Raw genomic sequence first — 24784 nt, 5'->3', positions numbered from 1 at the left:
GAATATATCTTGCCGATAAATAAAAGCTTAATAAATTAAAAGATTTATTAATGAGGTTTTGAAGCCAAATTTTGTTTCATGACTATTCTCTGAATTTAGATAACTTTTCCATTACTTAACTAAATAAGCTTTTACAATATCAAAATATTAATTTTGGAGTATTACCACCTAAGAAAGAAAGTATGATAAAATGGTATTAAATTGCTATATTGAGAACTATTATAGGTATTACTCAAAAAATAGATCTTTTGCTAGATTAATACTATTGAAATTAGGTGAATATTTAATTACTGAAGCTTTTCATAAGATAAAATATTAATATTATGTACTTTTAAAAAGTTAAATTTGCATAATATTTAATATACATGAGTTTGGAAATACAAATAAAAGATAAGAAAATTTATGCCCCTTTGTTGAGAAAATGGTTAGTATCCAAACCTGAAGAGAAAGTAAGACAAGAATACATTTGTCGTTTAGTTAACAGCTATGGTTTTTCCTTAGCTCAAATGAAACAGGAAATAAAAGTATACAACTCTCAAAGAGGTAAGGGGGGGCAAAGGCTGATATTGTTGTTTGGAAAAACGAAAAAGATAAATTAGAAAATTTTTGTCCGATTATTGTGATAGAATGTAAAGCTGAACACATTACCATACAAGAAGAAGATTATTTTCTTGGTTATAATTATGCTTCTTGGGCGGGAGCTGAATTTTTTGTTACAACCAATCTTAAAGAAACTCGTATTTTTAAATTTAAACAAGGAACGATTCATAAAAAGTTAGTAGAAATTATTGATATTCCGAAAGCTGAAATTATTAATAATAAAAAAGAAGTTCAAAAACTCTTAAACCAAACTAAGGCATTTGCTCGTGACGATTTTACTAAACTATTATTTAAATGTCATAACATTATACGCAATAATGACAAATTATCTCCGGAAGCTGCATTTGATGAAATAAGTAAAATTCTTTTTATAAAAATTCGCTATGAAAAAAATAATTCAGGAGCGCAAATATTTTCTTTAGATGTATTTAAAAAAGATAAAGAAATTTACGACCGCTATAAATCTAATGACGATAAAGATTTTTATCAGGTATTGTTTGAAAAAATTAAAGAAGATTTTAAAGATGATGATTTATTTGATCCTAGTGAAACATTAAAAATAAGAGAAAACAGTTTTGAAGCTATTGTGGAAGAATTACAAATTTATAATCTCTCTGCCACTTCAGACGACGTAAAAGGAATTGCTTTTGAAAAATTCTTAGGTAAAACTTTCAGAGGAGAATTAGGTCAGTTTTTTACCCCACGTACGGTGGTGGATTTTATGGTAGAAATATTAGATCCAATGGAAGGAGAAGTGATTTGCGATCCTTGTTGCGGTTCGGGTGGGTTTCTCATAAAAGCTTTTGAATATGTACGTGCAAAAATAGAAGAAGATATTCACAATGTAAAACTGAAGATAAAAAAGACCTTTTATGATGAGAAATATGAAAAAATGTCTAAAAAAAACCAAGAAAAAGTAGATGAAAAAGTAAATGATCTCTTCAATAAACTCAATACAGAATTAGATATAAACAACCCAAAGAGCAGACTACGAGTATTGAGTTACGATTGCATTTATGGTACAGATGCCAATCCTAGAATGAGCCGTACCGCAAAAATGAATATGATTATGCACGGTGACGGACACGGAGGTGTGCACCATAACGATGGATTATTGAATGTAAACGGCATTTTTGATAACCGTTTTGACCTTATTTTAACGAATCCTCCTTTTGGATCGAGAGTTGAAAAATCTCTTAAAATAACCGAAGCTGATAAATATATAAACCAAACCCGTATCACAAAATATAAACAACGATATGGAAAAGCCTATGATGAGGCTATGGAACAGATAAGCAAAAACATAGGTAAGCCTTTATTAAGTTTATACGATACTGGATCCCTAAGTACGCTAACTGAAGTTTTATTTATAGAACGGTGTTTAAATTTATTGAAACCCGGGGGACGAATGGGGATAGTTCTTCCCGAAGGAGTTTTAAATAATGCGAATTTGCAAAAGGTACGAGATTATGTAGAAGGAAAAGCAAAAATTTTACTTATTACCTCCATTCCGCAAGATGTCTTTATAGCGAGTGGGGCTACTGTAAAGCCCAGTTTACTATTTTTTAAAAAATTTACCGAAAAAGAAGCCAAAGAATTTGAAGTTATAACTGTAAAGGCAACGAAAAAAGTAAACCAAAAATATAAATCTCGGGAAAATAAAGAAAAAGCTATAGTTAGTGATCTTGAAGTCATATATAAACAAATAGCTGCCAAAATTAAAGCTAAAAGCACAGCAAAAGAAGGGTTAGAAAAACTAAAGGAACAGGAAAATGAAATTAAAGAAAAACTTAAACAGGCAAAAATTACGCTTAAAAATAATTTGAAACAGATAGATATAACGAAGGAAAAGGAAATAAAGAGTCTAATAAAAGAAGAATTTGATTATATTTTCCCTATTTCTGAAGTAGAAAAAGCAGGAATAAGTACTACCGGAGCCGAAATAGAAAATGAACTACCTAAAGTATGTAACGAATTTACGAACTATAGAAAAGAAAGTCATTTGTGGAGCTCACCTATTCGCATTGTTAATTATGAAATTGAAAAAGACCAAATTTACCGTGTACCTGTATTAGAAGGTGTAACCCAAGAACCGGAAGTTTTTTATGGAAAGTAAAAATTTCACCTACAAATATTTAAAATTTGTTTCATTTTCTGGATTAGAATTATGGGATACAAAACGTTATAACTCTAAAAAGGTAAATTCATCTTTCGATTTAAAACAATTATATAATTGTATTATAGAACAAAGCACAAAATATAAAATTTTTGAAGAAAAAGAGACAGAGTTCAAAATTTTAGGAGTAAATAATAAGGAAGGTATCTTCGATGCATATATACTTAAAGGTAAAGATATTAATCAGCCATATAAAAAAATGCAATCAGGTTGGATCGCTTATAATCCTTACCGAATTAATGTAGGCTCAATTGGTATAAAGTTAAATGAACATAAATACGAATATATAAGTCCAGCTTATGTTGTTTTTAGTTGTAAAGAAAATTTATTACCGGAATATCTTTTTATGATTTTTAAAACAGAATTGTTTAATAACATTATAAAAGAAAGTACAACAGGTTCTGTTAGGCAAAATTTAACCTTCGATTCATTAAAAAAATTACAAATCCCTTTACCTTCTTTGGAAGAACAAAACCGACTGGTTGAAAATTATGCTAATAAAATAAAAGTAGCGGAAGAACTAGAACAAGAAGCCGGGCAGTTGGAACATGAAATTGAAAATTATTTGTTGGAAGAATTGGGGGTTGAAAAACAAATGGAAGAAAAAAAACAACCAGGAAAATTAATTTTTTTTCATTTAAAAAAAGTTGATCGTTGGGATGTTTGGAATAAAAAAAATATTAATTCCAGCAATATATTTCTTAATAAGATTTTAGATGATGTTATTATAGGAAAACCTATGTATGGGGCAAATGTGAAAGGGGTCAAAATTAAATCCGATACAAGATATATTCGAATAACGGATATAAATGAAAATGGTGATTTAAACAATGACTTTATTTATCCTGAGGTTACAGAGGAAAAGTACTTGTTGGAAAATAATGATTTTTTAATAGCTCGATCAGGTAATACTGTAGGAAAAACTTTTTTATATAAAAAAGAACATGGTAAAGCAATATTTGCAGGATATTTAGTTAAATATAAATTAAATAATAAAGTTATTTTACCCGAATATTTATTGATATTTTCAAAATCTAAAATTTTTAAAGATTGGGTTTTAGCAAATCAAAGAATATCGGGACAACCTAATATTAATGGACAGGAATTTTTAAAATCACCTATAATAATTCCTCCCTTAGAAAAACAAAAAGAAATAGTAGCATATATTACCAACCTAAAAAATAAAATAAAAAAACTACATATATTAGCTAAAAAAAATAGGGAAGAAGCTATAAAAGAATTTGAACAGGAAATATTTAATTCTTAGATCTTTATTAAAACCATGAAAATTAAACACCTTAAAATAGACGGATATAAAAACTTACAAAATATAAAGCTTGTACATAATTCTGATTTTATCTCTTTAATCGGAAATAACGGAAGCGGTAAAAGCAACCTTTTAGAAGCTATAAGTATTATTTTTAGGAATTTATACACCTTGCAAAAAGATATAGATTTTGCTTTCTATTTGGAATATGAAACAACTCAAAAAGATATAATACAAATCGAAAAAAAAGATAAAATAAAAAATACGAATATATCTTTTTTAATTAACGGAAAATCTGATATAAATATAAGACCTTATCTTCCAAAAAAAGTAATAGCTATATACAGTGGAGAAGAAAAGCGTTTATGGAAGAAATGTTATCAGCCATTTTTTGATAAATATATATCTGATGTAAATAAGTCTCATAATGAGGGAATTAATTTAACTTCCTATCTTCCTCCTATGTTATATATAAATAAATATTTTTGGGATGTATGTTTGTTATGTTTAGCACTCTCTGATTTAGATGACAATCAGAATTTTTTAAAAGATACACTTAATATTGAAAAAATTAATTCTATAACTTTTGAATTTGATCCTAATATAAAAAATTATAAAGATAACTTAACTCTTGAATTCATCAATATAATAAAAAATAAATCACACTATACATTTGAAGAATTTAAACAACTTGTTAAACAAGAAGAAACAAAGAATAACAATATATATTACTTTTCTGATGATATTTTTAAATATTTGTACACAGCCCAAATTACCGGTGTAGTAAAAACAACTACCTTAATTTTTAATGAGAATCTTACTATTGAAAACTTAAGTGAGGGAGAAAAAAAATTATTACTCATAAAGGCTTCTTTAGAATTTGCAGCACAAGAAGACAGTTTGTTTTTATTAGATGAGCCCGATGCACATATACATGTTAATAATAAAAGTAAAATTATAGATTCTTTTAAAAATTATAAAGACAATAGGCAAATTATAATAACTACACATTCGCCTACTATTACCCAGTGCATAGAGGACAAAAGTTTATTTATGATGAATGAAGGAAAATTTATCCCCAAAGACCAGCAAGGTATAATCCATCATTTAACGGCTGAGTTTTGGGAACCGTATCAACAAACCAATTTTTTAGGAAGTAATAAAGATATAATTTTATTAGTAGAAGGAAAACACGATAAAGTACATATACAAAATGCCTTTTCTAAATTGAAGGATGAGTATCCCAGCCTTTCATTTGATATTTTCTCAATTAACAGCGAAAGTAAAATAAAACCTTTAATGGTAGGATTGTATGAAGCCGGAACCTTTACCAATAAAAAATATATTGCCATATATGATAACGATAAAGCCGGACAAGAGTCCATAAATAAAGGTGGCTTTGATAAAGAAGAACAAAATTTAGGCTACAGAAAGTTAACTAAAAATAAAGTGGAACATCATAATTTTTTTGCTCTACTTTTACCTAAACCCGAGGGATTTACATCAAATTGCACTATTGAAAATATGTTTGATTCTGAAAAGTATAAAGAGGCATATACAAAAGCTTTACAGGATAACTCAAATTATTTTTTTAACCAATCTATTGAAGATATTCATAACGAAATAAAAGAAAAATCAAAAAATAATTTAGCAGAATCATCCAAAGACTTTTCTAAAGATGATTTTAAAAACTTTAGAGCCTTATTTGATTTAATTTTAACAATAAAAAATTCACAATCGACTGATAGTAAAGTAGCAAAAAATATAAAGTCTGATAATGTAGAAAAAAATAAGGATCATGTGCTTTACCATATAGCTAAAAATACTTTTGGAGTGACTGCCACGGCAAAATATATCAATAACAAAGAAATGCTTGTTCTTAAAGATTCTCAAGCGCGGAAGGATTGTGTAGCGTCTGCTATTACAACGATGCAAATAAGAAATAAATTGATCGAAGATCAGGTATTAGAATTAAGAAATGATAAATATATTTTTACACAAGACTATAAGTTTACTTCCCCTAGTACAGCAGCTAAAGTAATTTTAGGTAGATCTATTAATGGATGGGAAAAATGGGTAAATGAAAAAGGAGAACTGTTAGATAAGTTACGAATAACGAATTAATCTTTAACTCTTATTTCATAAACTCATATTAAGAATGGGGGAGAAAGTTTTTAGCTGTTTCCAAAGAAAACAAATGTGTTTGACAACTATTTAGCATTGAAAGAATAGTAAACCCTAAATGTTTATAACTTCCGATATCTGTATATTCATTGTGTTTAGCGTGATCTTTTTTTAATTCATTGATTAAATCTTGTATATGTATATAGGGCTTTTGTTTCATATTTTAATTATATTTATACAAGCAAAGTAACGACACCTAGATAAGATAAATAATTATAAAATGTTAATTCGCACAACAACCGAAGAATATCTTATTTAATTCGTATAATTTTATATTTTTGTAAACAGGTAAAACGAAACAAACCATGAATGCTGATATTAGCTCTAAAAAAGTACATCACGGAAGAAATATAAAGAGATTGCGCGAAATGTTAGGCGTTAAACAAGATGCTTTAGCCGTTGAATTACATATAACACAAGCAGGAGTATCTAAATTGGAAGCCAAAGAAGAAATTGAAAAAGAAACTCTTGAAAAAATCGCTCAAATTCTTAAAATTCCCGTAGAGGCGATTGAAAATTTCAATGATGAAGGCGCTTTGAATTTTATTGCAAATACATTTGAAAGTTTTCATTATAAATGCACATTTAATCCTATTGAAAAAATCATTGAACTGTATACCGAAAAAGAAGATCTATTTAGAGAAAAACAAGAGCTCTATGAACGCATGATTCAAGAAAAAAATGAGTTGATTGAGAGATTATTGAATAAATAGTTTGTAATTCTATGGATTAAAACTAATTTTTAGAGGTTTACTGCATTAAAATGGTTGAGAATTTCTTTTTTTTCATTATACTTCAATGGGGTAACCGCCGTTAACCATTTATAATCCCATTTTTCCTGAATAAGAATGATATTTCTATTTTCTTCAATATAAATATCCGTTCTATCCGTATATTTTACATAATTCATAAGTTTTTTATTCATAATTATACAAATTAAAATAAATTAAACTTTCAGTTATTATTTTATATTTTATTAACTCGTTAGAATTGATTAAATATGAAAATATAAAGCTATTCTTTAAATTTATTATACATAAAAAATAGAGTAATAAATTTAGTTTCAAGTAGAATGTGATCTTAGATGATTTAAAGCAAGTAAAATCATATTATTATTTAATTACAAGGAAATAATAAAAGTTGTTAATCAGAAATTTAATTACAACAAACAAATTAACAAACAAATAAATTATTAAGAGTAATAATAATAAATATATGAGAACATATTGTATCTTATTCTTAATTAAATATTTTTAAGCAAATTTTTATAAAAAACTATATAAAATAAATTCAAAAATAATTATATTTGTTAAAAATAATTACATAATGTTAGACTTGAATTTTATTATACCAAGAGAAGGGGAGGGGTCAACTAAATTAACAGTTCATAAATCTGGTAAATTAGGTTTTTCAAAATCAGCAATTGAATTAATGAATGTGGATGAATATAGGTATTGTAAATTTGCGTTTAATGAAGGTATAGAAAACGATGAAAATATCTACATGGTATTAAATAAAGAATCAGATGAGTTTTCATTTAGTATAAGTAAAGCGGGTGAATATTATTACATAAAAGCTAAAAACTTTTTATCAGATTTGAAGATTGATTATACAGACGATTCAAAAACGTATATATTTGATATATATAAAATGGATCATGAAGAATTAATTATTTATAAATTAAAGAAAAGAATTATTAAAAAGAAAAAATAAAAGCCAAGTAGTCACAGGAAAGGACTACAAGGCTCTTAAATTGTTAAGATGTTATTAACATCTTGTTTAAAGTTCAACACAAAGTTAATAAATATTTTAATATTTAAGTTATTTTAAAGTCTTTCCATATTGTTTAATGTAAATTTTTGATTATGTATAAAACAGGTCAAAAATGTCCAGAAAGTGGAGTATATAAATGTTCTGAGCATCCGGATAATACAATTCCACTTTCAAAGGGTGAAACTTTTCCACCTTGTAGTAAAGGTAGAGGACATTCAGCAAATTGGATATTAGTTCGCAAAGCGTAACTAATAAAAAAAAGTATTGGTGAATAATAGTAGCCAATACTCTATTAATTAGATTTTTAACTACAACTTAAAAAACTTAAATAATATGGCGTATTATATTAACAGAAATGGTAATTCAGGAGTTAGAGCCTATGAAATAGGTGATAATTTTATTATTGTACATTTTTCAAATTTAGCTGTTTATGAATATAATTATCAAGTTACAGGCATTGAAAATGTGGAACAGATGAAACAATTAGCTATTAATGGTGAAGGATTAAACAGTTTTATTAATAGAAATGTTAAATTCAAATATTCAAGAAAATTAAGATGATAATTAATGAGGCTATTAAAGAAAATAGCCTCATTACTAAATTTATAATTTTCAATTTATGCGTAATAGAATATGGTCTGAATTGACACAATCTAAACACAATATAGAATTTATATGTTTATATATTGAATATCAAAACAATAAGATCAAGTTTTTCAATATCTTTACTTTAATTTTTTCATCAGCAGGAGTGATGGGGTGGAAATTTTGGGATTATATGCCTTTTATTTCTTGTATTATTATTTCGTTAGTTTCATTGTTAAAGTTAATAAAACCTCATTTTATACCTACTGAAAAGGAAATAATCAATATAGATAAAATTCATGAATTTTATGAGGATTATTATAATAAATTAGAAAAATTATGGTATAATTTAGAAAACAATATTATAAATGAACAAGAAGCTACAGATAAATTTTATAAAATAAAACGTACTGAGTTAGTTATTAATCCTATTATAAATAATGTTTTAAAAAATAAACCAAAAAAAATAATCGATAAAGCAAAAGAAAATTCTGATTCATATTTTAATCAAACTTTCATTAACAATTAATTATTATGGCAAAAAAAAGTAGATCAGCACGAACAGATTTATCTAAAGACGAAAACAGAAAACAACCTAATAATAATTCAATGCCTCGTTATAAAAATCCCCCACCAATACCTCCTAGTAAAAATAAAAAATAAACAATATTAATCTATTTGTGGGATATATTAACTAATCAATAATAATATTGATAAATTTAAGCTATATTTTGCAATTATATACTTTTTTTTAAAATGAGCATTGTGATCTAATGAATCAAATTAATAAATATAGTGTTGATTTTTTAAGATTTTTTAGGACAATAAAGCTATTTATAAATAATAATTTTTTAGTTTTTATTGATAAATGATTTTAAAACTAATAAATTATAATTTTTTTTTTAATTGAATTTGCTAATAATTAACTAAATAAAAAAAAGAGAATCAATATTCTTGATTCTCTTTTAAACTTGGTAGCGGGAACAGGACTCGAACCTGTGGCCTTCGGGTTATGAGCCCGACGAGCTACCTACTGCTCCATCCCGCGGTGTTTGTGAGTGCAAATATACAACAAATTTGTTACAATGCAAGTTTTATTTGAAAATTTTCAGGTAAAAAGTGAATTTTTTACAATTAAAATAGAATTTATCTTGATAAAAAAGATAGTCCGCATCAAAAATAGCTGAGTTATAAGTAACTCTATCAACCCTTTATACACATAAGAATTGAAAATGTCAGATAACTTATTTAAAAAAGATTTAGTAGAAAAGATTGAAAAATTTATAATTACGTTTAGTATTAACCAATAATGAACGAAGAAGGCATTTAATTTTTAAGACTTTACAATTAAAATCAAAACGTTTGTAAATAAATTAAACAAGAATATAAATTTAAAAATTCTCGATTTTATATTTTATAAATAAAAAAAGAAACAGTATTTATTCTACAAGGACTTTTGCAAAGCCTCAAACTCATCCCATCGATCTTTTGCTGCCAGTTCAGCCAGTTGCGGCCAATGGCTAGGATTGTGTATACGATAAGAAGCACCTTCATAAAGCTCAAGAATATTTTTCAATGAATCTAGTGATTGTTGAGAAAGTTGTTCCCAAGTATAAATGCCGCTTTCATTTAAAAAGAATTCAATACGTTCACCAATACCTTCAATAATTTTTAAATCATCTTTTTTAATGGGCGTATTTTCTTTATTTTCTTCATCAACAATACCGTTTTCAGAAGCAGAGAGGGGAGAGGTGTTTTCAAGCGTCTCTATGGGTCTTCTTCTGATTTTTCCACCGGTATATAAAACCTTCATGGTTTCAATTTTATCAATATGCGTGGCAATTTCGTTTTTTAATTGCTCATTTTCTTTTTCAATATCCGTAAAATATTTTTCCTCTTTTTTACCGAACAATAAACCTATAAAATAAAAAAGAAAAGCTGTGATCAATAAAGGTACGAATACCACAGAAACAGCTTTAAAAAAAGCCTTAGTATTCGGGTCATTACTGCTTAAATTTAATTTGCTTAAATCCAGATTTTCAATCCATATATACCAATAACTTGCCCCTAAAATCCATATTATTCCCGTAATAAGAAAAACCCAAAATAATATCTTTTTATTCATGTAAAGGTAATTTAATGTTAAAATTTTGTGATAAAGATAAGGAAATCCATTCAAATATAGATAAATATCTATTTCAAAGATGAGTACCTCTCTTTATCCTGCGAATTTCGTTAGTAATTTTTTAAACTCTTCAGGTCTGTCTAATTTAATATTAATAGGAAGATAAAAAAGAATATCTTGCAGTTGTTGAAAATGTTTTAACCGCATAAAGTCTTTTTCAGTAGTTAAAATGACTGCTTTACCATCTAATTTTTGATAAGCTTTTTCAATTTCCACAATATCCGCTTCCGAAAAATTATGATGATCTTTAAATTGTAAATGAGTAACCGATGAAAATTTACTTTCCGCAAATTCCAATATATCCTGATATTTAGCTATTCCTGTTACTAATAGGATCTGATAAGAAAGTAGATCATCAATAGGTAAAGTTAAAGTAGAATTGATCACCTGTTTTTCGTATATAATGGTTGAAAAAAACAAAGATTGATAGGGTTGTAATTTTAATTTTCGTTCAATGGTCTTTTTATTTTCTTCATCTAAATTTTCGGGACATTTGGTAACAACAACTATTTGTGCCCTTCTAGCACCATATCTGCCTTCACGTAAACGTCCAACAGGTAAAATATGATCTTCATAATAGGGATGACTGTAATCTGTTAAAAGAATATTCAATCCCGCCTTTACATACCGATGTTGAAAAGCATCATCTAAAATAAAAAGATCAGGATTAAAATCCTTAATTAAATTGTCGATTCCATGGGCTCTTTTTTCGTCTACTCCTACAATTATTTTGTTTTTAAAACGTAAAAAAAATTGCATGGGTTCATCACCAATATCTTCATAACTGGTAGTATAATTTGCAAAATGGAAACCTTTGGATTTCCTTCCATAGCCTCGGCTCAATACGCCAATAAGATGAGTATCTTTCAACAATCCGATTAAATATATAACGAAAGGTGATTTACCCGTTCCTCCAACGCTTAAATTTCCTACCGTGATAATCGGTTTTTTATAACTTTTTGAATGTAAAAGTCCCCAATCAAAAAATTTATTTCTAATATAAGTAACCAGCCAATACAGACCGGCAAAGGGATAAAGGAATATCTTCATATTTTAATAAGGAAGCAAAAATATAAATTTATAAGATGATATTTACTTCTCGTTCTAATTGAATGTTAAAAATTTTATTAACATCTTCAATTATAGAGTTTGATAGTGATAAAATTTCTTCTCCGTCGGCATTATGCAGATTAACTAACACCAACGGTTGTTTTTCGTGCACACCCACGTTTCCGATTTTTTGGCCTTTCCAACCGGCTTTTTCAATTAACCAAGCAGCAGGAATCTTAACCCAAGTATCGGAAATGGTATAAAAAGGTATATTTGGGTAATTTTCTTGAATTTTTGTTAATTGATCAATCGTTATAATCGGATTTTTAAAAAAGCTTCCTGCATTTCCCAAAAGTGCGGGATCAGGAAGTTTACGTTTACGGGTAGCTATAATTTGATTTCTTACGTCCAGCAAAGAGGGTTCAGAAATATTATTTTTTATAAGTTCTTCTTTTATATCTCCATATGAGAGTTTAAGTTTATGTTTTTTAGTGGTTAATCGAAAAGTAACTTCAATAATGGCATATTTATTTTTTCCTTCATTCTTAAAAAAAGATTCTCTATATCCGAATTTACAATCTTCAGAAGAAAAAATCTCTATTTCACGGGATTTTAGATTAAGAGCTTTCAGTTGATAAAAAGAATCTTTCATTTCAACTCCATAAGCTCCGATATTCTGTATAGGAGAGGTTCCAACATTTCCGGGAATAAAAGATAAATTTTCCAATCCTCCGTAATTTTTAGCTACACAATAGCTCACAAAAGAATCCCAGTTTTCTCCGGCCATAGCAGATACGAATACATGATTCTCATCATTACCCGGCCTTTCTTGAATTCCCTTTAAATTAACTTGTATAACTAAACCGTTAAAAGCTCTTGTAAATAAAATATTGCTTCCTCCTCCTATAAATAATACAGGTAAATTTTGATTCTCAGAAAAATTTAAAGCCTCGTTGAGCTCTTCGATTGTAAATATTTCCGTAAAAAAATTACAAAGCGCAGGTACTTGAAAAGTCGTAAATTTTTTGATATCCTTATTCTCCTGAACTATCATTGAAGTGAATTATATTTTTCTAAACCTTTTTTGATAATTTTTATGGATTGGGCAATGTCATCTTTATTGATTACATAAGCAAGTCTAACCTGTTTTTTGCCATGTTCTTGGTTGGAGTAAAAACCTTGTGCAGGGGTAAGCATAACCGTACCGTTTTCATACTCAAAGTCTTTTAACATCCATAAACAAAAATCCTCAGCATTATCAACCGGCAATTCTACAGTGCAATAAAAAGATCCTTTGGGATTGGGACAAATTACCCCCGGGATATCATTAAGTAATTTTACCAATAGGTCCCGTCTTTCCGAATATTCTTTTCTTACGTTTTCAATGTACGACAGAGGTTGTTTATGTGCGGCATTGGCAATAATCTGTCCAATTAAAGATGGACTCAAACGAGCTTGGGCGAATTTTAAGGCTATTTCCAAAAATTTTGTATTTCTGGTAACTAAAAAACCGCAACGGATTCCACAAAGGCTGTAACGTTTGGATTCGGAATCTACAACAATCACATTGTCTTTAAGTTCAGGAAAATTTAATACGGAATGGAACGTTAATCCATCGTATACATATTCTCTGTATACCTCATCGGATATAAGAAATATATCGTGTTTAATTGCAATATCTGCCAATTTTTGCAATTCCTCTCTTGAATAAAGGTAACCGGTGGGATTACTTGGATTGGTAATGAGAATTGCACGGGTTTTGGGTGTAATTACTTCTTCGAATTTTTCAATATCGGGTAATGAAAATCCGGTGTCAATAGTTGAAACAATGGGAACTATAGTAACACCAATAGATTCTGCAAAACTGTAATAATTTGCATAAAACGGCTCAGGAACGATAATTTCATCTCCATGGTCGCATAAGCAACTTAAAGAAAATGAAAGAGCTTCAGACCCCCCGTTGGTAATAATAAAATTGTCTCTGGTTAAGTCATTGAATCCTAACGAGTGATAATAATCTTTTAGGGTTTCTCTATAATCAAATTTTCCTTCAGAAGGAGTATACGCATAAATATCAATATCAATATTTTTTAAAACATCAATGGAAGTTTGCGGGGATTTGATATCCGGCTGTCCGATATTCAAATGGTATACATGCAACCCTTTTTCCTTTGCTTTAACTGCATAAGGAGCTAGTTTCCTTATAGGAGACTCAGGCATATTTAAACCTCGTGAAGAGAACTTTGGCATAATTTTTTATGTTGTTTTGGAAATTACAAATTTATTGAGTAAATTTGTTTAAGGCAACAAAATTAAAAATAAGTTTTAAATTTTTAATTATTATAGTTTAAGCATATTATATAAATAGTAAATTTATTTAAATGTTTAGCTAAATAATTGACAATCTTAGTTGTTTTTTCTTGTCTTAAGTAAAGTGTGAAAATTCTAAAAATAACATTATAATAATATTTAATAGTAATTAGTATGGGAAATAAAAATGCTCAAAATGTTTTAACCGGTATGGTATTAGGAGCTGTTGCCGGATTTCTTGCCGGTGTGTTAATTGCTCCTGATAAAGGTAAAAACACCCGTAAAAAAATAAAAAGAAAAGCAGAAGATTTAGGGGAAAGTCTAAGGGATTCTTATCATAAATATAAAGATGAATTGAAGGAGGGGTATGATAAGTACAAAAAAGAGTTTAACAGAAAAAAAGATGAGACAATTGATCATCTCGCGGAGGAATACGATGAGTTGACCAAAAAATAATTACTGAAAATTTAAAAGAGTCTGTTTTAATGACTCTTTTTTAATTTTATCACTATATTTTAATAACTTATGTTAGGTTTTGTAAAAAAATATATCAATAATAGAATCGAACTTCTTAAATTGGAATTGACTGAGACTATTTCCGGTTTGTTGAGCATAGTAATTTTCATTATTATTGTTTTCAGCTTAGGAATGATGTTCTTATTTTTAGCCAGTATTGCTTTGGGAGTAATGCTTGGAACTCATTTTAATAATATGGGATTAGGCATTTTAATTATTTCTTGTATCTATCTCATCATTTTTATGATTCTTCTTTCCAATTATTCGAAAATCAAAAAATTTATTGAGAGGAAAATTATTGAATTACATTTAAATGTAAAAGAAAATGAACTTAATGACAAAAACTAACGGAAGATATACGTACGAAGATTTTTTATTACGTAAACGTGTATTAAAAGAGGAGATTTCTGATATGGAGAATAAACTCTCCCTAAGTCATTTACCTGAAACCTTAGGTTTAGTTAATGATAATGTAGGAAACAAAGCATTAAACTTTGCTTCTAATTCAAATCTCTTAAAGATGCTAATTAATTTTGGAATAGGTTTCGGAACTGAAAAAGTAATTTCAAGGTTTGTAAATAAGAAATCTTTATCAGGAAAATTGATCATGTTGGCTTCTTCTTATGTTGTTCCTATGGTCATTTCTAGAGGTAGGAATATTTTATCATCTATACGTAACAGAAATGAAGTTAAAGCTCTGAGGAATATTAATGAAGATGACGAAATTTAGAAAGTAGTATTTTTTTAGATATATATCAAATCCATTACAAAATAAATAAAAAGGCTGTTATCATAACAGCCTTTAATTTTTTTAAACTTAATTAATTTAGTTTATCTAGTTAACTGCAGAGGATAATTCTGCACCTGCTTTAAATTTAGCAACTTTCTTAGCAGGAATTTTAATTTTAGCTTTTGTCTGAGGATTAATTCCTTCTCTTGCACTTCTTTTAGAAACAGAAAAAGTTCCAAAACCTACAAGAGTAACTTTGTCTCCTTTTTTTAATGCTTTGGTTACATTATTCAAAAATGAATCTAAAGCTTTTTTTGCTGCTGCTTTAGTAATATCAGCATCAGCTGCAATTGCATCAATTAATTCTGATTTGTTCATGATGATTTAATTTTAATAAGGTTATTTATCTTAATTTAACAAAGGTAATATTTTGTTTGATATAAACAAGCAAATTCCCTCTTTTTTTCGTTCTAACAAAGAAGACTTTACATTTTTTTGTTAAGAATTAAATTGTTTTTTTATACCTTATGTTTAAAATAAAACTCTATCTAATATTAAATTTCCATTTTCAGTATATTTAATAAGATCATTTTTTATAAAACTGGTAATCAGACCTTTTTCTCTTTCAGGATAAAGCAAATGTATATTAGCTCCGGCATCCAAAGTAAAATATAATTGAGCGTTAGAATCGTGTCTGAATTTCCAAATTTTATCAATGATCGCCAAAGTGTTAGGCTTAATTAAAATATAGGGCGGGGTAGAAGTCATCATCATGGCATGAAGTGTCAATGCTTCATGTTCAACTATTTTACCAAATTGTTCCCAATCTCCGGATTGAATCAAATCGCAAACTTCAGATAAATTTTTATTTGCTTCTTGGAAACGTGTGGATGCATAGGGATGTCCTTTCATTAAACTATGGCCAACGGAGCTGCTCACTTGTTTAGATCCTTCATGGACCAATAAAATGGTATCTTGAATTTCTTTAAATATAGGAGCTATTTCATAGGGAAAAGGAATAGCATATAAATCGGAAGTGGAAGGTATATTTGGGCTTTTACCCCATATAGCCAATCCCTTGTAAATTGATCTGCATGCACTTCCGGAACCTAATCTAGCCAAAAAAGAAGCTTTTCTTAATGTAAACTCTTCAGAATTTTTCTCTCCCAATAATTCGCTCATATTCATAAGACATAAGGCCAAAGCACCAAATCCGGATGCAGATGAAGCAATTCCACTACTGTGAGGAAAAGAGTTTTTGGTATGTATGGAATAGGAGTATTGGTCGATAAATGGTAAATACTTTTTTATAGATTGAAAATAGGTATGAATTTTTGCTGCGAAACTTTCTTGAATTTGGTCTTCAAGATATACTTTTACCGAAAAGGTGTCAGTTTTTTGAAATTGGATTGAAGTTTCGGTAAAACTTTCGGTAAGTGTGTAACTTATGGATGGATTGGCAGGTAATTGTGTGTTATATTTACCCCAATATTTAACTAATGCTATGTTTGAACTGCATTTAGCGTTTACTTCTCCATTTTCTATATTTTTATACGTTTCAGATGGAATAAAATTTTCCTCAGTCATTATTTAATTTTTTATATTGTAGATAATTTTTAGCGTGAAATTTTAATGAATCTTGAATAGGTATGAATGCATAGGACAATAATTTTTTTATCTTGTCGTTGGAATAGGTGTTTTGAGAAGTCAATGCTAAGTAAACAGGCTTACTTATCGTTTTCTTACCGGGTAAAAATCGAGACAATACGGATATCCTTTTTAATAATGAATTAGATATTTTAATGGGAGGTTTCCTGTTCAATTCTTTTCTTAACAGGCACATGAGGTTTTTATTCGATATGTTGTCTGCAGTTAAAATAAATTTTTCATTACTTATTGAAGGATCATCCATAAGTCGTATACAAATATCGGCGACATCCGAAGCATCAATACATCCGGTAATCCCCGAAGTATAATAAGCTCGATCTGCATATGCCTGATCGTAGAGTAATCCATTGCCTCTTTTCCAATTTCCGGAACCTAATACGATACCCGGATATACAACTAAAACATTTAATCCTTCTTGAGAACCTCTCCACACTTCCATTTCAGCTCCGTATTTCGAGCAAGCATAGGAAGAATGATTGAATTTAAAATTCCACTCAGCATTTTCATTAATTGAAGAATCCTCAAAGTTGGAGTCTAAGGTGGCAATTGAACTTATATAACAAAATTTATCTATTTTATGACTAATAGATAAATTAACCATATTTTGAGTTCCTTCAATATTTATCTTGCGTAATTCTTTTTTATCTTTTTCATCAAAACTAACCTTTCCGGCAACATGATATACTTTTGTTACACCTATAAAAGCTTCTTCCAGGGAAATAATATCAAGAATATCCCCTTTAATCCATTGTAAAGAATCATATAATTTGTTAAATCTTTCCGGTTCGTATAATTTAAACAAGTTGAAAACTTCTTGTTTAGAATCTTCCGATCTATATAAAGCTTTAACTTGCTCACTTTTTTCGGCTAACTTTAATAAAAGATAGCTTCCTACTAAGCCCGTACCTCCTGTAACTAATATCATAATGGATTGCTAAATTACAGCTTTTTAATTTTATATATTAGTGAAATTAGCTTAAGTTTTGAAAATATAAAGTAGTTAGTTTCAATAAAAAAATAAGCTTATTATTTATCAAATTAAATAATATACAAGTAAATTGCTTATTAAAAAATTATCTCTAAAAAATTTATATAAAATATGAGTATTTTAAAAAAGGGTGAATAACAAAAAAAATGCCTGTATTAAACAGGCAATTTTTTTATTTTTTTTGAAAAAACATAATTGGACTCATCCAATATTGGACCGGTTTTATTTCCGATAAGTATAAACTTATAAAGCTTATAACCATTGCTAGTGGAAAATCAAAAAGAATCGGGTAGGTAATATCTAAAGGAGGAAGTAAATACATCCTGATACCGGATATTATAAAAATAACACAAGGATGCACCAAAAATATTCCCAACGAATATTTACCTAATTTATAAAATCGATCAGTTGCTAAATTTATTACGCAAGTAATGCTTATCATACTAATTAAATAGAAAGATGCTCTATATAAAAATCCCTGTAAAAGAGTCGGATAAGTACTTTTATAAGATCCTTCCCCAAAAGTAGCCATCACGAAATAAAAAAGGTTTTTAGCAAAGTATAAGCCGGTGAATATGGCTAATAAAATAACAACGGGTATAATAGGATTAACTTTTCTGATCTTATTGAACATTTGTTCATTGCAGTAATAACCTAATACAAAGTACGGAAAGAAGGTAATTACTCTGAAGGCATTTAATTGGATATCTATAAAGCCAAACAGTAAAGGTATAATTAGTGAAAGACTAAACACTAATGGGAATTTTAAATTTAACTTAGCAATATAGTAAACCAGTAATCTCCAAACTAATAGACCAACCACATACCAAAGCCCTCCATAAGGAAGAATGAAAATCGAAATAATTTTTTGAACAATATTAAATTGATCCGCAGGAAGGGTTACTGCTTGTACAGTTATGAAAGGGATGGAATAAGTTAGCTGTGCTGCTAAGTAAGTGAGTCCTAAAGATTTAAATGATTTGGTATATTTATCCCACGTAATGTTTTTTGAAAAATAGCCGGATATAAATATAAAAAGAGGCATGGTAAATGTAGAGAGAAAGCTAACTAAAACTGCTGTTCCTCTATCTTTGTAAAGGTTTTCGGTAGTATGAGCATATACTACAAAACAAACTAATATAAATTTCAAAGAGTCAAAGGTCTTATTCCTGTTCATTGTTAAAAAGCAATTAAATTAACGACGACAAAACTATAAATATAATAGTAAAAGTCCAAATTAATAAGTATATTATAAAAAATTTTATTTCATGTCTAAAATTTTATATGAAATTGAATAAAAATAGATAAATATCATAAATTTAATATCTTATAACCATAAACTTTAATAAATCATTTTATATTTATATACTAAAATAATATAATATTTAAATAAATAAATTAATATATAATAAGAAATGGAAAATATTATATTATTTTATCTATACTTTTTCTTGTTTTTATTTTTTGAGCTTTAAATTGAGAGGGTGTTAGTCCGGTTACTTTTTTAAATTGCGCAGAAAGATGAGCTACACTGCTGTATCCCAGTTTATAAGAGATTTCTGATAAATTCAATTCCTCATAAGACAATAATTCTTTTACGGTTTCAATTTTTTGAAGAATGATATAATGTTCAATGGTAATGCCTTCAGAAGAAGAAAAAAGTTTGCTTAAATAGGAATAGTCTTTGTTTATTTTTTGGGATAAAAATTCAGAATAAGTTATCGATGGTGCTGTATGTTCTCGAATCTGTGAAATTAACAGAGATTTGATCTTTTCAATTATTTTTTGATTAGAATCACTAATAAGCTCGAAGCCCAGCTTTTCTAATTTATCACTAAAAATATGCTCCTTTTCTTTGCTCAATTCCTCATTTAAAATAACCATCCCAAGCCTAACAGTAACCGGCTTAATATGAATTTCTTTTAAAATTTCCTCAACCGCAAAAATACAGCGATCACAAACCATATTTTTAATATATAAATTCATAAATGAAATTTTATACAAATGTAATGCCTAAATTCTTCCTGTAAAGTGATGGATAGTAAGTCGCACTCATTTTTTAGGCTAAATTTCAATATCGATTAGTAAATAGTTTTTTATAAATTTGTATAAAAAAAATGGCACTAATAGCACCTTCCATCCTTTCGGCAAACTTTGGGAATTTAGATAAAGATATAGAAATGATCAATTCGAGCGAAGCCGATTGGTTTCATATAGATATCATGGATGGAGTATTTGTCCCTAATATTTCTTTTGGATTTCCGGTTTTAGAAGCTGTTAATAAAAAAGCTAAAAAAATCAAAGATGCTCATTTAATGATTGTAAGTCCGAGTCAATATTTTCAAACTTTTAAAAATTTAGGTATAGATTATATTACGGTTCATTATGAAGCCTGTATCCATTTACACAGGACAATTCAGGAAATTAAAAATTTAGGTATGAAAGCCGGAGTGGCCTTAAATCCGCATACCAATATAAATTTATTGGATGATACTATCCAAGATTTGGATTTAGTGTTAGTAATGACTGTAAATCCCGGGTTTGGAGGACAAAAATTTATTGAAAACTCATATAAAAAAATAGCTTCTTGTAAAGATTTAATTATTCAAAAAAATTCCCAAGCATTAATACAAGTTGACGGAGGAGTCAGTCTGGAAAATGCTAAAAAGCTAACAGATGTCGGAGCTGATGTTTTGGTTGCCGGAAGTAGCATTTTCAATGCGAAAGATCCCATACAAATGATCAAAGATTTAAAAAATAGTACCAACTAAGTTCATAACCCATTAAAATGAAAGACAAAAAAATTCATTTTATAGTTAATCCTATTTCAGGTAAAGGATTAGGTAAGAAAGTAAAAAATAGGATAGAAGAACTTTTTGCAGACTATGATAAAGAAATCAAAGTAACAAGAAAAAAAGATGATGGATATAAATTTGCATTGCAATCCATTAAAGAAGGAGCCGACATTATTGTAAGTTGTGGAGGTGACGGAACACTTAATGAAGTAGCTACTGCCTTACTTAATAAAGAAATCCCCTTAGCAATCGTTCCTATAGGTTCCGGAAATGGATTGGCCAGACATTTACATATTCCTCTTACTTATGAAGAAGCATTACAATCGTTGAAAACTTCCCAACATACTAGTAAAAAAATTGATTGTGGAAAGATTAATAATATATATTTCTTTAGTAATGCAGGTATAGGCTTTGATGCTCATACTGTGAAAGAATATGCTCATCAAAAGAAAAGACAATTAGCAGGATATGTTAAAAGTGCTATCGCAAGTGTTTTTAAATATAAGCCTATTCAGATTGATATGCATTCAGAAACGAAAAACTTTAAGGGAAAAGCCATGATGCTGAATATCTCTAACAGTAATTGCTTAGGATACGGGTTTTCCATTTCGCCAAAAGCTTCTTTGCAGGACGGTAAATTTGATGTTAATTTGATAGCTGAATGTTCCTGGGGAGCATTTGGTTTAATCGGTATGGGATATTTATTTAATACTAATTTCGGAAGTAAGAAGAAAATATTTTTTAAATCCAATCAATTAGAAATTGAATTTGATGGAAAATATTTACAAATTGATGGAGAATATATACCCACCAATGCTAAAAAACTAACAGTTTCCTTATTACCTCAATCACTTAAAGTTTTAATAGCTTAAATATATAACCTTTAAATTAATATTCTTTAAATCGCTTAAAGTTATTTCTAAAATATAGATAAATTCTAGAAATGTTAAAATTATAGCATAACTAAAATTTGTATGAATAGGATAGTTAATGAGGAATTTATATAGAAAATTAATGTATCAAAGCACATACAAACTAAAAATAAGAATCTTATTTTCAAAAAATAATTGATCACTTACTGTCAATAAATTTATAATATAAAAAATATTTACTTTGAAGATATTATCAAAATCAGTAGATTTGAACCTATACAGTAAATAAAATATACCCGTTAAAGCAAAAAATAAAATGGACCAATTTTCATTTTTAAATGCAATCAATTCAGAATACATAGATGAGTTGTATCAAAAATATTTGAAATTTCCTGATAGCATAGAACCCAGCTGGAGAAGCTTTTTTCAAGGATTTGATTTTGCCCGAAAATCTTACAATGAAACATCTGAATATAATCAATATAGTGAAAAGGACTTTTCAAATGCAAAAGGAATTTCTGAAGATATCATAAGAGAATTTAAGATAATAAATTTAATAAACGGGTATCGAACAAGAGGGCATTTATTTACTAAAACCAATCCGGTCAGGCAAAGAAGAACCTATACCCCCGATTTAAGCATAGAAAATTTCGGACTTAGCAAGTCAGATTTATCCGTACCTGTCAACGGTAAAATTATAGGAATAGAAGGAGAATATACTTTAAAAGAAATAATAGATATACTTAATAAAGAATATTGCAGTTCCATTGGAATTGAATACATATATATTAGAAAACCCGAAGAAATCCGTTGGATTCAAAATTGGATAAAGCAAAATTTTAATCAGCCCCTTTTAGATATAGAAGAAAAGAAAAGAATATTAAAAAAGCTTTCACATGCCGTTGCCTTTGAAAATTTCTTACATACGAAATTTGTCGGACAAAAAAGATTTTCATTAGAAGGAGGAGAAACTTTAATTCCTGCTTTAGATGAAATAATTAACCATTCCTCAGAACTGGGAGTGGAAGAAATCGTTATCGGAATGGCCCATAGAGGAAGATTAAATGTTTTAGCCAATATATTTAATAAATCGTATTCGCAAATATTTAATGAGTTTGAGGGTAAAGATTATTCAGAAACCATTTTTTCAGGAGATGTAAAATATCATTTAGGATCTTGTAATAATTATAAAACTAAAAAAGGTAAAACCGTTAAAATAAGTTTAGCTCCCAACCCGTCGCATTTGGAAACCATTGATGCCATAGTGGAAGGAATTGCGAGAGCAAAAACAGATCACGAATATCAAGAAGATTACGGTAAAGTCATGCCTATACTAATCCATGGAGATGCAGCCATTGCCGCTCAAGGAATCGTATATGAAGTAATTCAAATGATGAACTTGGACGGCTATAAAACCGGAGGAACCATTCATATTGTAATCAATAATCAGGTAGGATTTACTACCAACTATTTAGACGCACGTTCCAGCACCTACTGCACAGACATAGCTAAAACGGTTTTATGTCCGGTATTGCATGTAAATGCAGATGATGCAGAAGCAGTTATCCATGCAGTACGATTTGCTTCGGATTACAGGAATACCTTTAATAAAGATGTTTTTATTGACCTTTTAGGTTATAGAAAATATGGACATAATGAGGGCGATGAACCTCGTTTTACACAGCCTCAATTATATAAAATAATTGAAAATCATCCGAATCCCAGAGAAATATATCGAGCAAAACTTGAAAAAGATGATATCATTACGCAAAAAATGGTGGCTGACGATGATGATGAATACAGAAAGTTACTGGATAAAAATTTGGAAGATTCCAAAGAAATGGAACAAGCGACCGTTGAATTATTCATGCAGCAAGAATGGAAAGATTTTGAAAGAGTAGGAGCTGCCGAACTTTTAACACCCATAGATACAACCTTTCCATTGGAAAACTTGCGTACCATAGCGCATCAAATTACGGAAATACCGGAAGGAAAAAACCTCTTTAATAAAACCAAACGTTTATTGAAACAAAGGCGGGATATGATTGATGTTACCCAAACCATAGATTGGGGGATGGCAGAATTATTGGCTTACGGTTCGCTGTTAACGGAAGGACATCATGTCCGATTATCCGGAGAGGATGTTGAACGAGGAACTTTTTCTCACCGTCATGCAGTGATTAAAACGGAAGATACAGAAGAAGAAATCATCTTATTAAACAGCTTGAATACCAAAGCTAAATTCTATGTTTATAATTCCTTGTTGTCAGAATATGGGGTTTTAGGGTTTGAATATGGATATGCCATGACTTCTCCTTTCTCGCTTACAATTTGGGAAGCCCAATTTGGAGATTTTGCCAACGGAGCACAAATTGTAATTGATCAATATATTTCTGCTGCTGAAGATAAATGGAAAATGCAAAACGGATTGGTTATGTTGCTTCCGCATGGTTTTGAAGGACAAGGAGCAGAACATTCTTCGGCAAGGATCGAACGATTCCTATCTCTTTGTGCCAATGGAAATATGTATGTAATAAATGCAACTACTCCGTCGAATTTATTCCATTCTTTAAGACGACAACTGAAAACTGATTATAGGAAACCGTTGATTGTTTTTTCTCCTAAAAGTTTAATAAGACATCCTCAAGTAGTGTCTACCCTGGAAGAATTAGCAGAAGGAGCCTTTGAAGAGGTTATCGATGATTCAAAAGCAACTAAGATAGAAAAAATAACTCGTGTCGTTTTATGTTCAGGAAAATTATTCTATGAATTGGATAAGAAAAGAGAAGAACTAAAAGAGGATCGAGTGGCATTGGTACGTATAGAACAACTCTATCCTTTACATTGGGATAAAATCCAACAAATATTACAAAAATATTCTTTTCAAAAAGAGTTAATTTGGGCACAAGAAGAACCCGAAAATATGGGAGCTTGGTGGTACATACTCAAAGAATTTAGAAAATTCAATATTGAAGGAATTTATACATCCGAAAGCGGTTCTCCTTCACCGGGTTCACACAAACGATACGATAAAATACAAAAAAAATTAATCAATTCTGTGTTTGAAAATATAAAATAAACCATT

At 28.8% G+C, this 24784-nt stretch carries 27 protein-coding genes and 1 tRNA gene; 16 read left to right on the top strand and 12 right to left on the bottom strand.

The genetic code is table 11. The features are described from left to right. The first annotated feature begins 365 nt into the window (after positions 1-365). From GYM72_RS09985 to GYM72_RS05570, 4 genes are read left to right on the top strand one after another with little or no spacing between them, the layout of a single operon-like run. On the top strand, positions 366-599 hold the full coding sequence (locus GYM72_RS09985) for a type I restriction enzyme HsdR N-terminal domain-containing protein (RefSeq protein WP_370626001.1): 234 nt from the start codon (positions 366-368) through the stop codon (positions 597-599). Next, on the top strand, positions 566-2716 hold the full coding sequence (locus GYM72_RS05580; protein WP_370626056.1) for an N-6 DNA methylase: 2151 nt from the start codon (positions 566-568) through the stop codon (positions 2714-2716). The genes GYM72_RS09985 and GYM72_RS05580 overlap by 34 nt, the downstream gene beginning before the upstream one ends. After that, complete coding sequence (locus tag GYM72_RS05575) at positions 2706-4043, top strand: restriction endonuclease subunit S (protein ID WP_220263717.1); 1338 nt, start codon at positions 2706-2708, stop codon at positions 4041-4043. Before GYM72_RS05580 ends, GYM72_RS05575 begins: the two co-directional genes overlap by 11 nt. 15 nt (positions 4044-4058) lie before the next feature. Continuing rightward, positions 4059-6167, top strand: a complete 2109-nt coding sequence (locus GYM72_RS05570; RefSeq protein ID WP_220263716.1) for a DUF4357 domain-containing protein — start codon at positions 4059-4061, stop codon at positions 6165-6167. A 28-nt stretch (positions 6168-6195) separates the two neighbouring features. Here the strand turns inward: GYM72_RS05570 and GYM72_RS05565 are convergent, their stop codons facing one another. Then, the gene (locus GYM72_RS05565) at positions 6196-6387 is read right to left on the bottom strand and encodes a hypothetical protein (protein WP_220263715.1); all 192 of its coding nucleotides are present in this window, start codon (positions 6385-6387) and stop codon (positions 6196-6198) included. Between the two features lie 145 nt (positions 6388-6532). Between GYM72_RS05565 and GYM72_RS05560 the strand changes: the two genes are divergently transcribed. Then, entirely contained in the window at positions 6533-6940 is a 408-nt protein-coding gene (locus GYM72_RS05560; RefSeq protein WP_220263714.1) for a helix-turn-helix domain-containing protein, read from the top strand. Positions 6941-6969: 29 nt separating this feature from the next. Here GYM72_RS05560 and GYM72_RS05555 read toward each other — a convergent pair whose 3' ends face one another. Beyond that, complete coding sequence (locus GYM72_RS05555; RefSeq protein WP_220263713.1) at positions 6970-7152, bottom strand: hypothetical protein; 183 nt, start codon at positions 7150-7152, stop codon at positions 6970-6972. Positions 7153-7553: 401 nt separating this feature from the next. Between GYM72_RS05555 and GYM72_RS05550 the strand changes: the two genes are divergently transcribed. The 5 genes from GYM72_RS05550 to GYM72_RS09910 all read left to right on the top strand — a co-directional run bounded on the left by GYM72_RS05550 (position 7554) and on the right by GYM72_RS09910 (position 9248). After that, complete coding sequence (locus GYM72_RS05550) at positions 7554-7940, top strand: hypothetical protein (RefSeq protein WP_166003981.1); 387 nt, start codon at positions 7554-7556, stop codon at positions 7938-7940. Positions 7941-8092: 152 nt separating this feature from the next. Beyond that, positions 8093-8248, top strand: a complete 156-nt coding sequence (locus tag GYM72_RS05545) for a YjzC family protein (RefSeq protein ID WP_166003980.1) — start codon at positions 8093-8095, stop codon at positions 8246-8248. 85 nt (positions 8249-8333) lie between these two features. Continuing rightward, positions 8334-8561 carry a hypothetical protein gene (locus GYM72_RS05540; RefSeq protein WP_166003978.1) on the top strand — a complete coding sequence of 76 codons (228 nt, stop codon included), beginning with the start codon at positions 8334-8336 and terminating at the stop codon, positions 8559-8561. A gap of 58 nt (positions 8562-8619) precedes the next feature. After that, on the top strand, positions 8620-9114 hold the full coding sequence (locus GYM72_RS05535; protein WP_220263712.1) for a hypothetical protein: 495 nt from the start codon (positions 8620-8622) through the stop codon (positions 9112-9114). A gap of 5 nt (positions 9115-9119) precedes the next feature. Continuing rightward, the gene (locus GYM72_RS09910) at positions 9120-9248 is read left to right on the top strand and encodes a hypothetical protein (RefSeq protein ID WP_255490400.1); all 129 of its coding nucleotides are present in this window, start codon (positions 9120-9122) and stop codon (positions 9246-9248) included. Positions 9249-9557: 309 nt separating this feature from the next. Here GYM72_RS09910 and GYM72_RS05530 read toward each other — a convergent pair. From GYM72_RS05530 to GYM72_RS05510, 5 genes are all read right to left on the bottom strand, one after another. Further along, positions 9558-9633 (bottom strand) — tRNA-Met (locus tag GYM72_RS05530). A gap of 396 nt (positions 9634-10029) precedes the next feature. After that, positions 10030-10710, bottom strand: a complete 681-nt coding sequence (locus GYM72_RS05525; RefSeq protein ID WP_220263711.1) for a hypothetical protein — start codon at positions 10708-10710, stop codon at positions 10030-10032. Between the two features lie 93 nt (positions 10711-10803). Then, positions 10804-11820 carry a tetraacyldisaccharide 4'-kinase gene (gene lpxK, locus GYM72_RS05520; protein WP_220263710.1) on the bottom strand — a complete coding sequence of 339 codons (1017 nt, stop codon included), beginning with the start codon at positions 11818-11820 and terminating at the stop codon, positions 10804-10806. A gap of 28 nt (positions 11821-11848) precedes the next feature. After that, entirely contained in the window at positions 11849-12874 is a 1026-nt protein-coding gene (gene murB / locus GYM72_RS05515) for a UDP-N-acetylmuramate dehydrogenase (protein WP_220263709.1), read from the bottom strand. Beyond that, positions 12871-14070: a pyridoxal phosphate-dependent aminotransferase gene (locus GYM72_RS05510; protein ID WP_220263708.1), complete on the bottom strand. Its 1200-nt coding sequence runs from the start codon at positions 14068-14070 to the stop codon at positions 12871-12873. The genes murB and GYM72_RS05510 overlap by 4 nt, the downstream gene beginning before the upstream one ends. 234 nt (positions 14071-14304) lie before the next feature. On the opposite strand from GYM72_RS05510, the gene GYM72_RS05505 reads away from it, so the two are divergent. The 3 genes from GYM72_RS05505 to GYM72_RS05495 all read left to right on the top strand — a co-directional run bounded on the left by GYM72_RS05505 (position 14305) and on the right by GYM72_RS05495 (position 15376). Further along, complete coding sequence (locus GYM72_RS05505; protein ID WP_220263707.1) at positions 14305-14586, top strand: YtxH domain-containing protein; 282 nt, start codon at positions 14305-14307, stop codon at positions 14584-14586. A gap of 69 nt (positions 14587-14655) precedes the next feature. Beyond that, positions 14656-14994, top strand: coding sequence for a phage holin family protein (locus GYM72_RS05500; protein WP_160543133.1), 339 nt, complete (start codon positions 14656-14658; stop codon positions 14992-14994). After that, entirely contained in the window at positions 14981-15376 is a 396-nt protein-coding gene (locus GYM72_RS05495) for a hypothetical protein (RefSeq protein WP_220263706.1), read from the top strand. The genes GYM72_RS05500 and GYM72_RS05495 overlap by 14 nt, the downstream gene beginning before the upstream one ends. A gap of 105 nt (positions 15377-15481) precedes the next feature. Here GYM72_RS05495 and GYM72_RS05490 read toward each other — a convergent pair whose 3' ends face one another. From GYM72_RS05490 to GYM72_RS05470, 5 genes are all read right to left on the bottom strand, one after another. After that, positions 15482-15754, bottom strand: coding sequence for an HU family DNA-binding protein (locus GYM72_RS05490; RefSeq protein WP_160543131.1), 273 nt, complete (start codon positions 15752-15754; stop codon positions 15482-15484). 153 nt (positions 15755-15907) lie between these two features. Beyond that, entirely contained in the window at positions 15908-16963 is a 1056-nt protein-coding gene (locus GYM72_RS05485) for a diphosphomevalonate/mevalonate 3,5-bisphosphate decarboxylase family protein (RefSeq protein ID WP_220263705.1), read from the bottom strand. Continuing rightward, positions 16956-17969 carry an SDR family oxidoreductase gene (locus GYM72_RS05480; protein WP_220263704.1) on the bottom strand — a complete coding sequence of 338 codons (1014 nt, stop codon included), beginning with the start codon at positions 17967-17969 and terminating at the stop codon, positions 16956-16958. Before GYM72_RS05480 ends, GYM72_RS05485 begins: the two co-directional genes overlap by 8 nt. Before the next feature lie 235 nt (positions 17970-18204). Then, positions 18205-19209 carry an acyltransferase family protein gene (locus tag GYM72_RS05475; RefSeq protein ID WP_220263703.1) on the bottom strand — a complete coding sequence of 335 codons (1005 nt, stop codon included), beginning with the start codon at positions 19207-19209 and terminating at the stop codon, positions 18205-18207. Positions 19210-19457: 248 nt separating this feature from the next. After that, the gene (locus GYM72_RS05470) at positions 19458-20018 is read right to left on the bottom strand and encodes an AraC family transcriptional regulator (protein ID WP_166006077.1); all 561 of its coding nucleotides are present in this window, start codon (positions 20016-20018) and stop codon (positions 19458-19460) included. Positions 20019-20149: 131 nt separating this feature from the next. Here GYM72_RS05470 and rpe point away from each other — a divergent pair, with 131 nt between their 5' ends. The 3 genes from rpe (at position 20150) to GYM72_RS05455 (ending at position 24778) form a co-directional block, all read left to right on the top strand. Further along, entirely contained in the window at positions 20150-20803 is a 654-nt protein-coding gene (gene rpe / locus GYM72_RS05465) for a ribulose-phosphate 3-epimerase (RefSeq protein WP_220263702.1), read from the top strand. A 17-nt stretch (positions 20804-20820) separates the two neighbouring features. Continuing rightward, a complete protein-coding gene (locus GYM72_RS05460; protein WP_160556755.1) occupies positions 20821-21699 on the top strand; it encodes a diacylglycerol kinase family protein in 879 nt (292 codons plus the stop codon). A 316-nt stretch (positions 21700-22015) separates the two neighbouring features. Further along, on the top strand, positions 22016-24778 hold the full coding sequence (locus GYM72_RS05455) for a 2-oxoglutarate dehydrogenase E1 component (RefSeq protein WP_220263701.1): 2763 nt from the start codon (positions 22016-22018) through the stop codon (positions 24776-24778). Positions 24779-24784: the final 6 nt, after the last annotated feature.

Source organism: Apibacter sp. ESL0404, from assembly GCF_019469245.1.
Lineage (GTDB): Bacteria > Bacteroidota > Bacteroidia > Flavobacteriales > Weeksellaceae > Apibacter.
This window is presented reverse-complemented; position numbering and strand designations above follow the sequence as displayed.

Bases quoted from the DNA above. Each gene is read 5' to 3' on its own strand.
- GYM72_RS09985 (WP_370626001.1), top strand. From the start codon at position 366: ATGAGTTTGGAAATACAAATAAAAGATAAGAAAATTTATGCCCCTTTG.
- GYM72_RS05575 (WP_220263717.1), top strand. From the start codon at position 2,706: ATGGAAAGTAAAAATTTCACCTACAAATATTTAAAATTTGTTTCATTT.
- GYM72_RS05570 (WP_220263716.1), top strand. From the start codon at position 4,059: ATGAAAATTAAACACCTTAAAATAGACGGATATAAAAACTTACAAAAT.
- GYM72_RS05565 (WP_220263715.1), bottom strand. From the start codon at position 6,387: ATGAAACAAAAGCCCTATATACATATACAAGATTTAATCAATGAATTA.
- GYM72_RS05560 (WP_220263714.1), top strand. From the start codon at position 6,533: ATGAATGCTGATATTAGCTCTAAAAAAGTACATCACGGAAGAAATATA.
- GYM72_RS05555 (WP_220263713.1), bottom strand. From the start codon at position 7,152: ATGAATAAAAAACTTATGAATTATGTAAAATATACGGATAGAACGGAT.
- GYM72_RS05550 (WP_166003981.1), top strand. From the start codon at position 7,554: ATGTTAGACTTGAATTTTATTATACCAAGAGAAGGGGAGGGGTCAACT.
- GYM72_RS05545 (WP_166003980.1), top strand. From the start codon at position 8,093: ATGTATAAAACAGGTCAAAAATGTCCAGAAAGTGGAGTATATAAATGT.
- GYM72_RS05540 (WP_166003978.1), top strand. From the start codon at position 8,334: ATGGCGTATTATATTAACAGAAATGGTAATTCAGGAGTTAGAGCCTAT.
- GYM72_RS05535 (WP_220263712.1), top strand. From the start codon at position 8,620: ATGCGTAATAGAATATGGTCTGAATTGACACAATCTAAACACAATATA.
- GYM72_RS09910 (WP_255490400.1), top strand. From the start codon at position 9,120: ATGGCAAAAAAAAGTAGATCAGCACGAACAGATTTATCTAAAGACGAA.
- GYM72_RS05525 (WP_220263711.1), bottom strand. From the start codon at position 10,710: ATGAATAAAAAGATATTATTTTGGGTTTTTCTTATTACGGGAATAATA.
- lpxK (WP_220263710.1), bottom strand. From the start codon at position 11,820: ATGAAGATATTCCTTTATCCCTTTGCCGGTCTGTATTGGCTGGTTACT.
- murB (WP_220263709.1), bottom strand. From the start codon at position 12,874: ATGATAGTTCAGGAGAATAAGGATATCAAAAAATTTACGACTTTTCAA.
- GYM72_RS05510 (WP_220263708.1), bottom strand. From the start codon at position 14,070: ATGCCAAAGTTCTCTTCACGAGGTTTAAATATGCCTGAGTCTCCTATA.
- GYM72_RS05505 (WP_220263707.1), top strand. From the start codon at position 14,305: ATGGGAAATAAAAATGCTCAAAATGTTTTAACCGGTATGGTATTAGGA.
- GYM72_RS05500 (WP_160543133.1), top strand. From the start codon at position 14,656: ATGTTAGGTTTTGTAAAAAAATATATCAATAATAGAATCGAACTTCTT.
- GYM72_RS05495 (WP_220263706.1), top strand. From the start codon at position 14,981: ATGACAAAAACTAACGGAAGATATACGTACGAAGATTTTTTATTACGT.
- GYM72_RS05490 (WP_160543131.1), bottom strand. From the start codon at position 15,754: ATGAACAAATCAGAATTAATTGATGCAATTGCAGCTGATGCTGATATT.
- GYM72_RS05485 (WP_220263705.1), bottom strand. From the start codon at position 16,963: ATGACTGAGGAAAATTTTATTCCATCTGAAACGTATAAAAATATAGAA.
- GYM72_RS05480 (WP_220263704.1), bottom strand. From the start codon at position 17,969: ATGATATTAGTTACAGGAGGTACGGGCTTAGTAGGAAGCTATCTTTTA.
- GYM72_RS05475 (WP_220263703.1), bottom strand. From the start codon at position 19,209: ATGAACAGGAATAAGACCTTTGACTCTTTGAAATTTATATTAGTTTGT.
- GYM72_RS05470 (WP_166006077.1), bottom strand. From the start codon at position 20,018: ATGAATTTATATATTAAAAATATGGTTTGTGATCGCTGTATTTTTGCG.
- rpe (WP_220263702.1), top strand. From the start codon at position 20,150: ATGGCACTAATAGCACCTTCCATCCTTTCGGCAAACTTTGGGAATTTA.
- GYM72_RS05460 (WP_160556755.1), top strand. From the start codon at position 20,821: ATGAAAGACAAAAAAATTCATTTTATAGTTAATCCTATTTCAGGTAAA.
- GYM72_RS05455 (WP_220263701.1), top strand. From the start codon at position 22,016: ATGGACCAATTTTCATTTTTAAATGCAATCAATTCAGAATACATAGAT.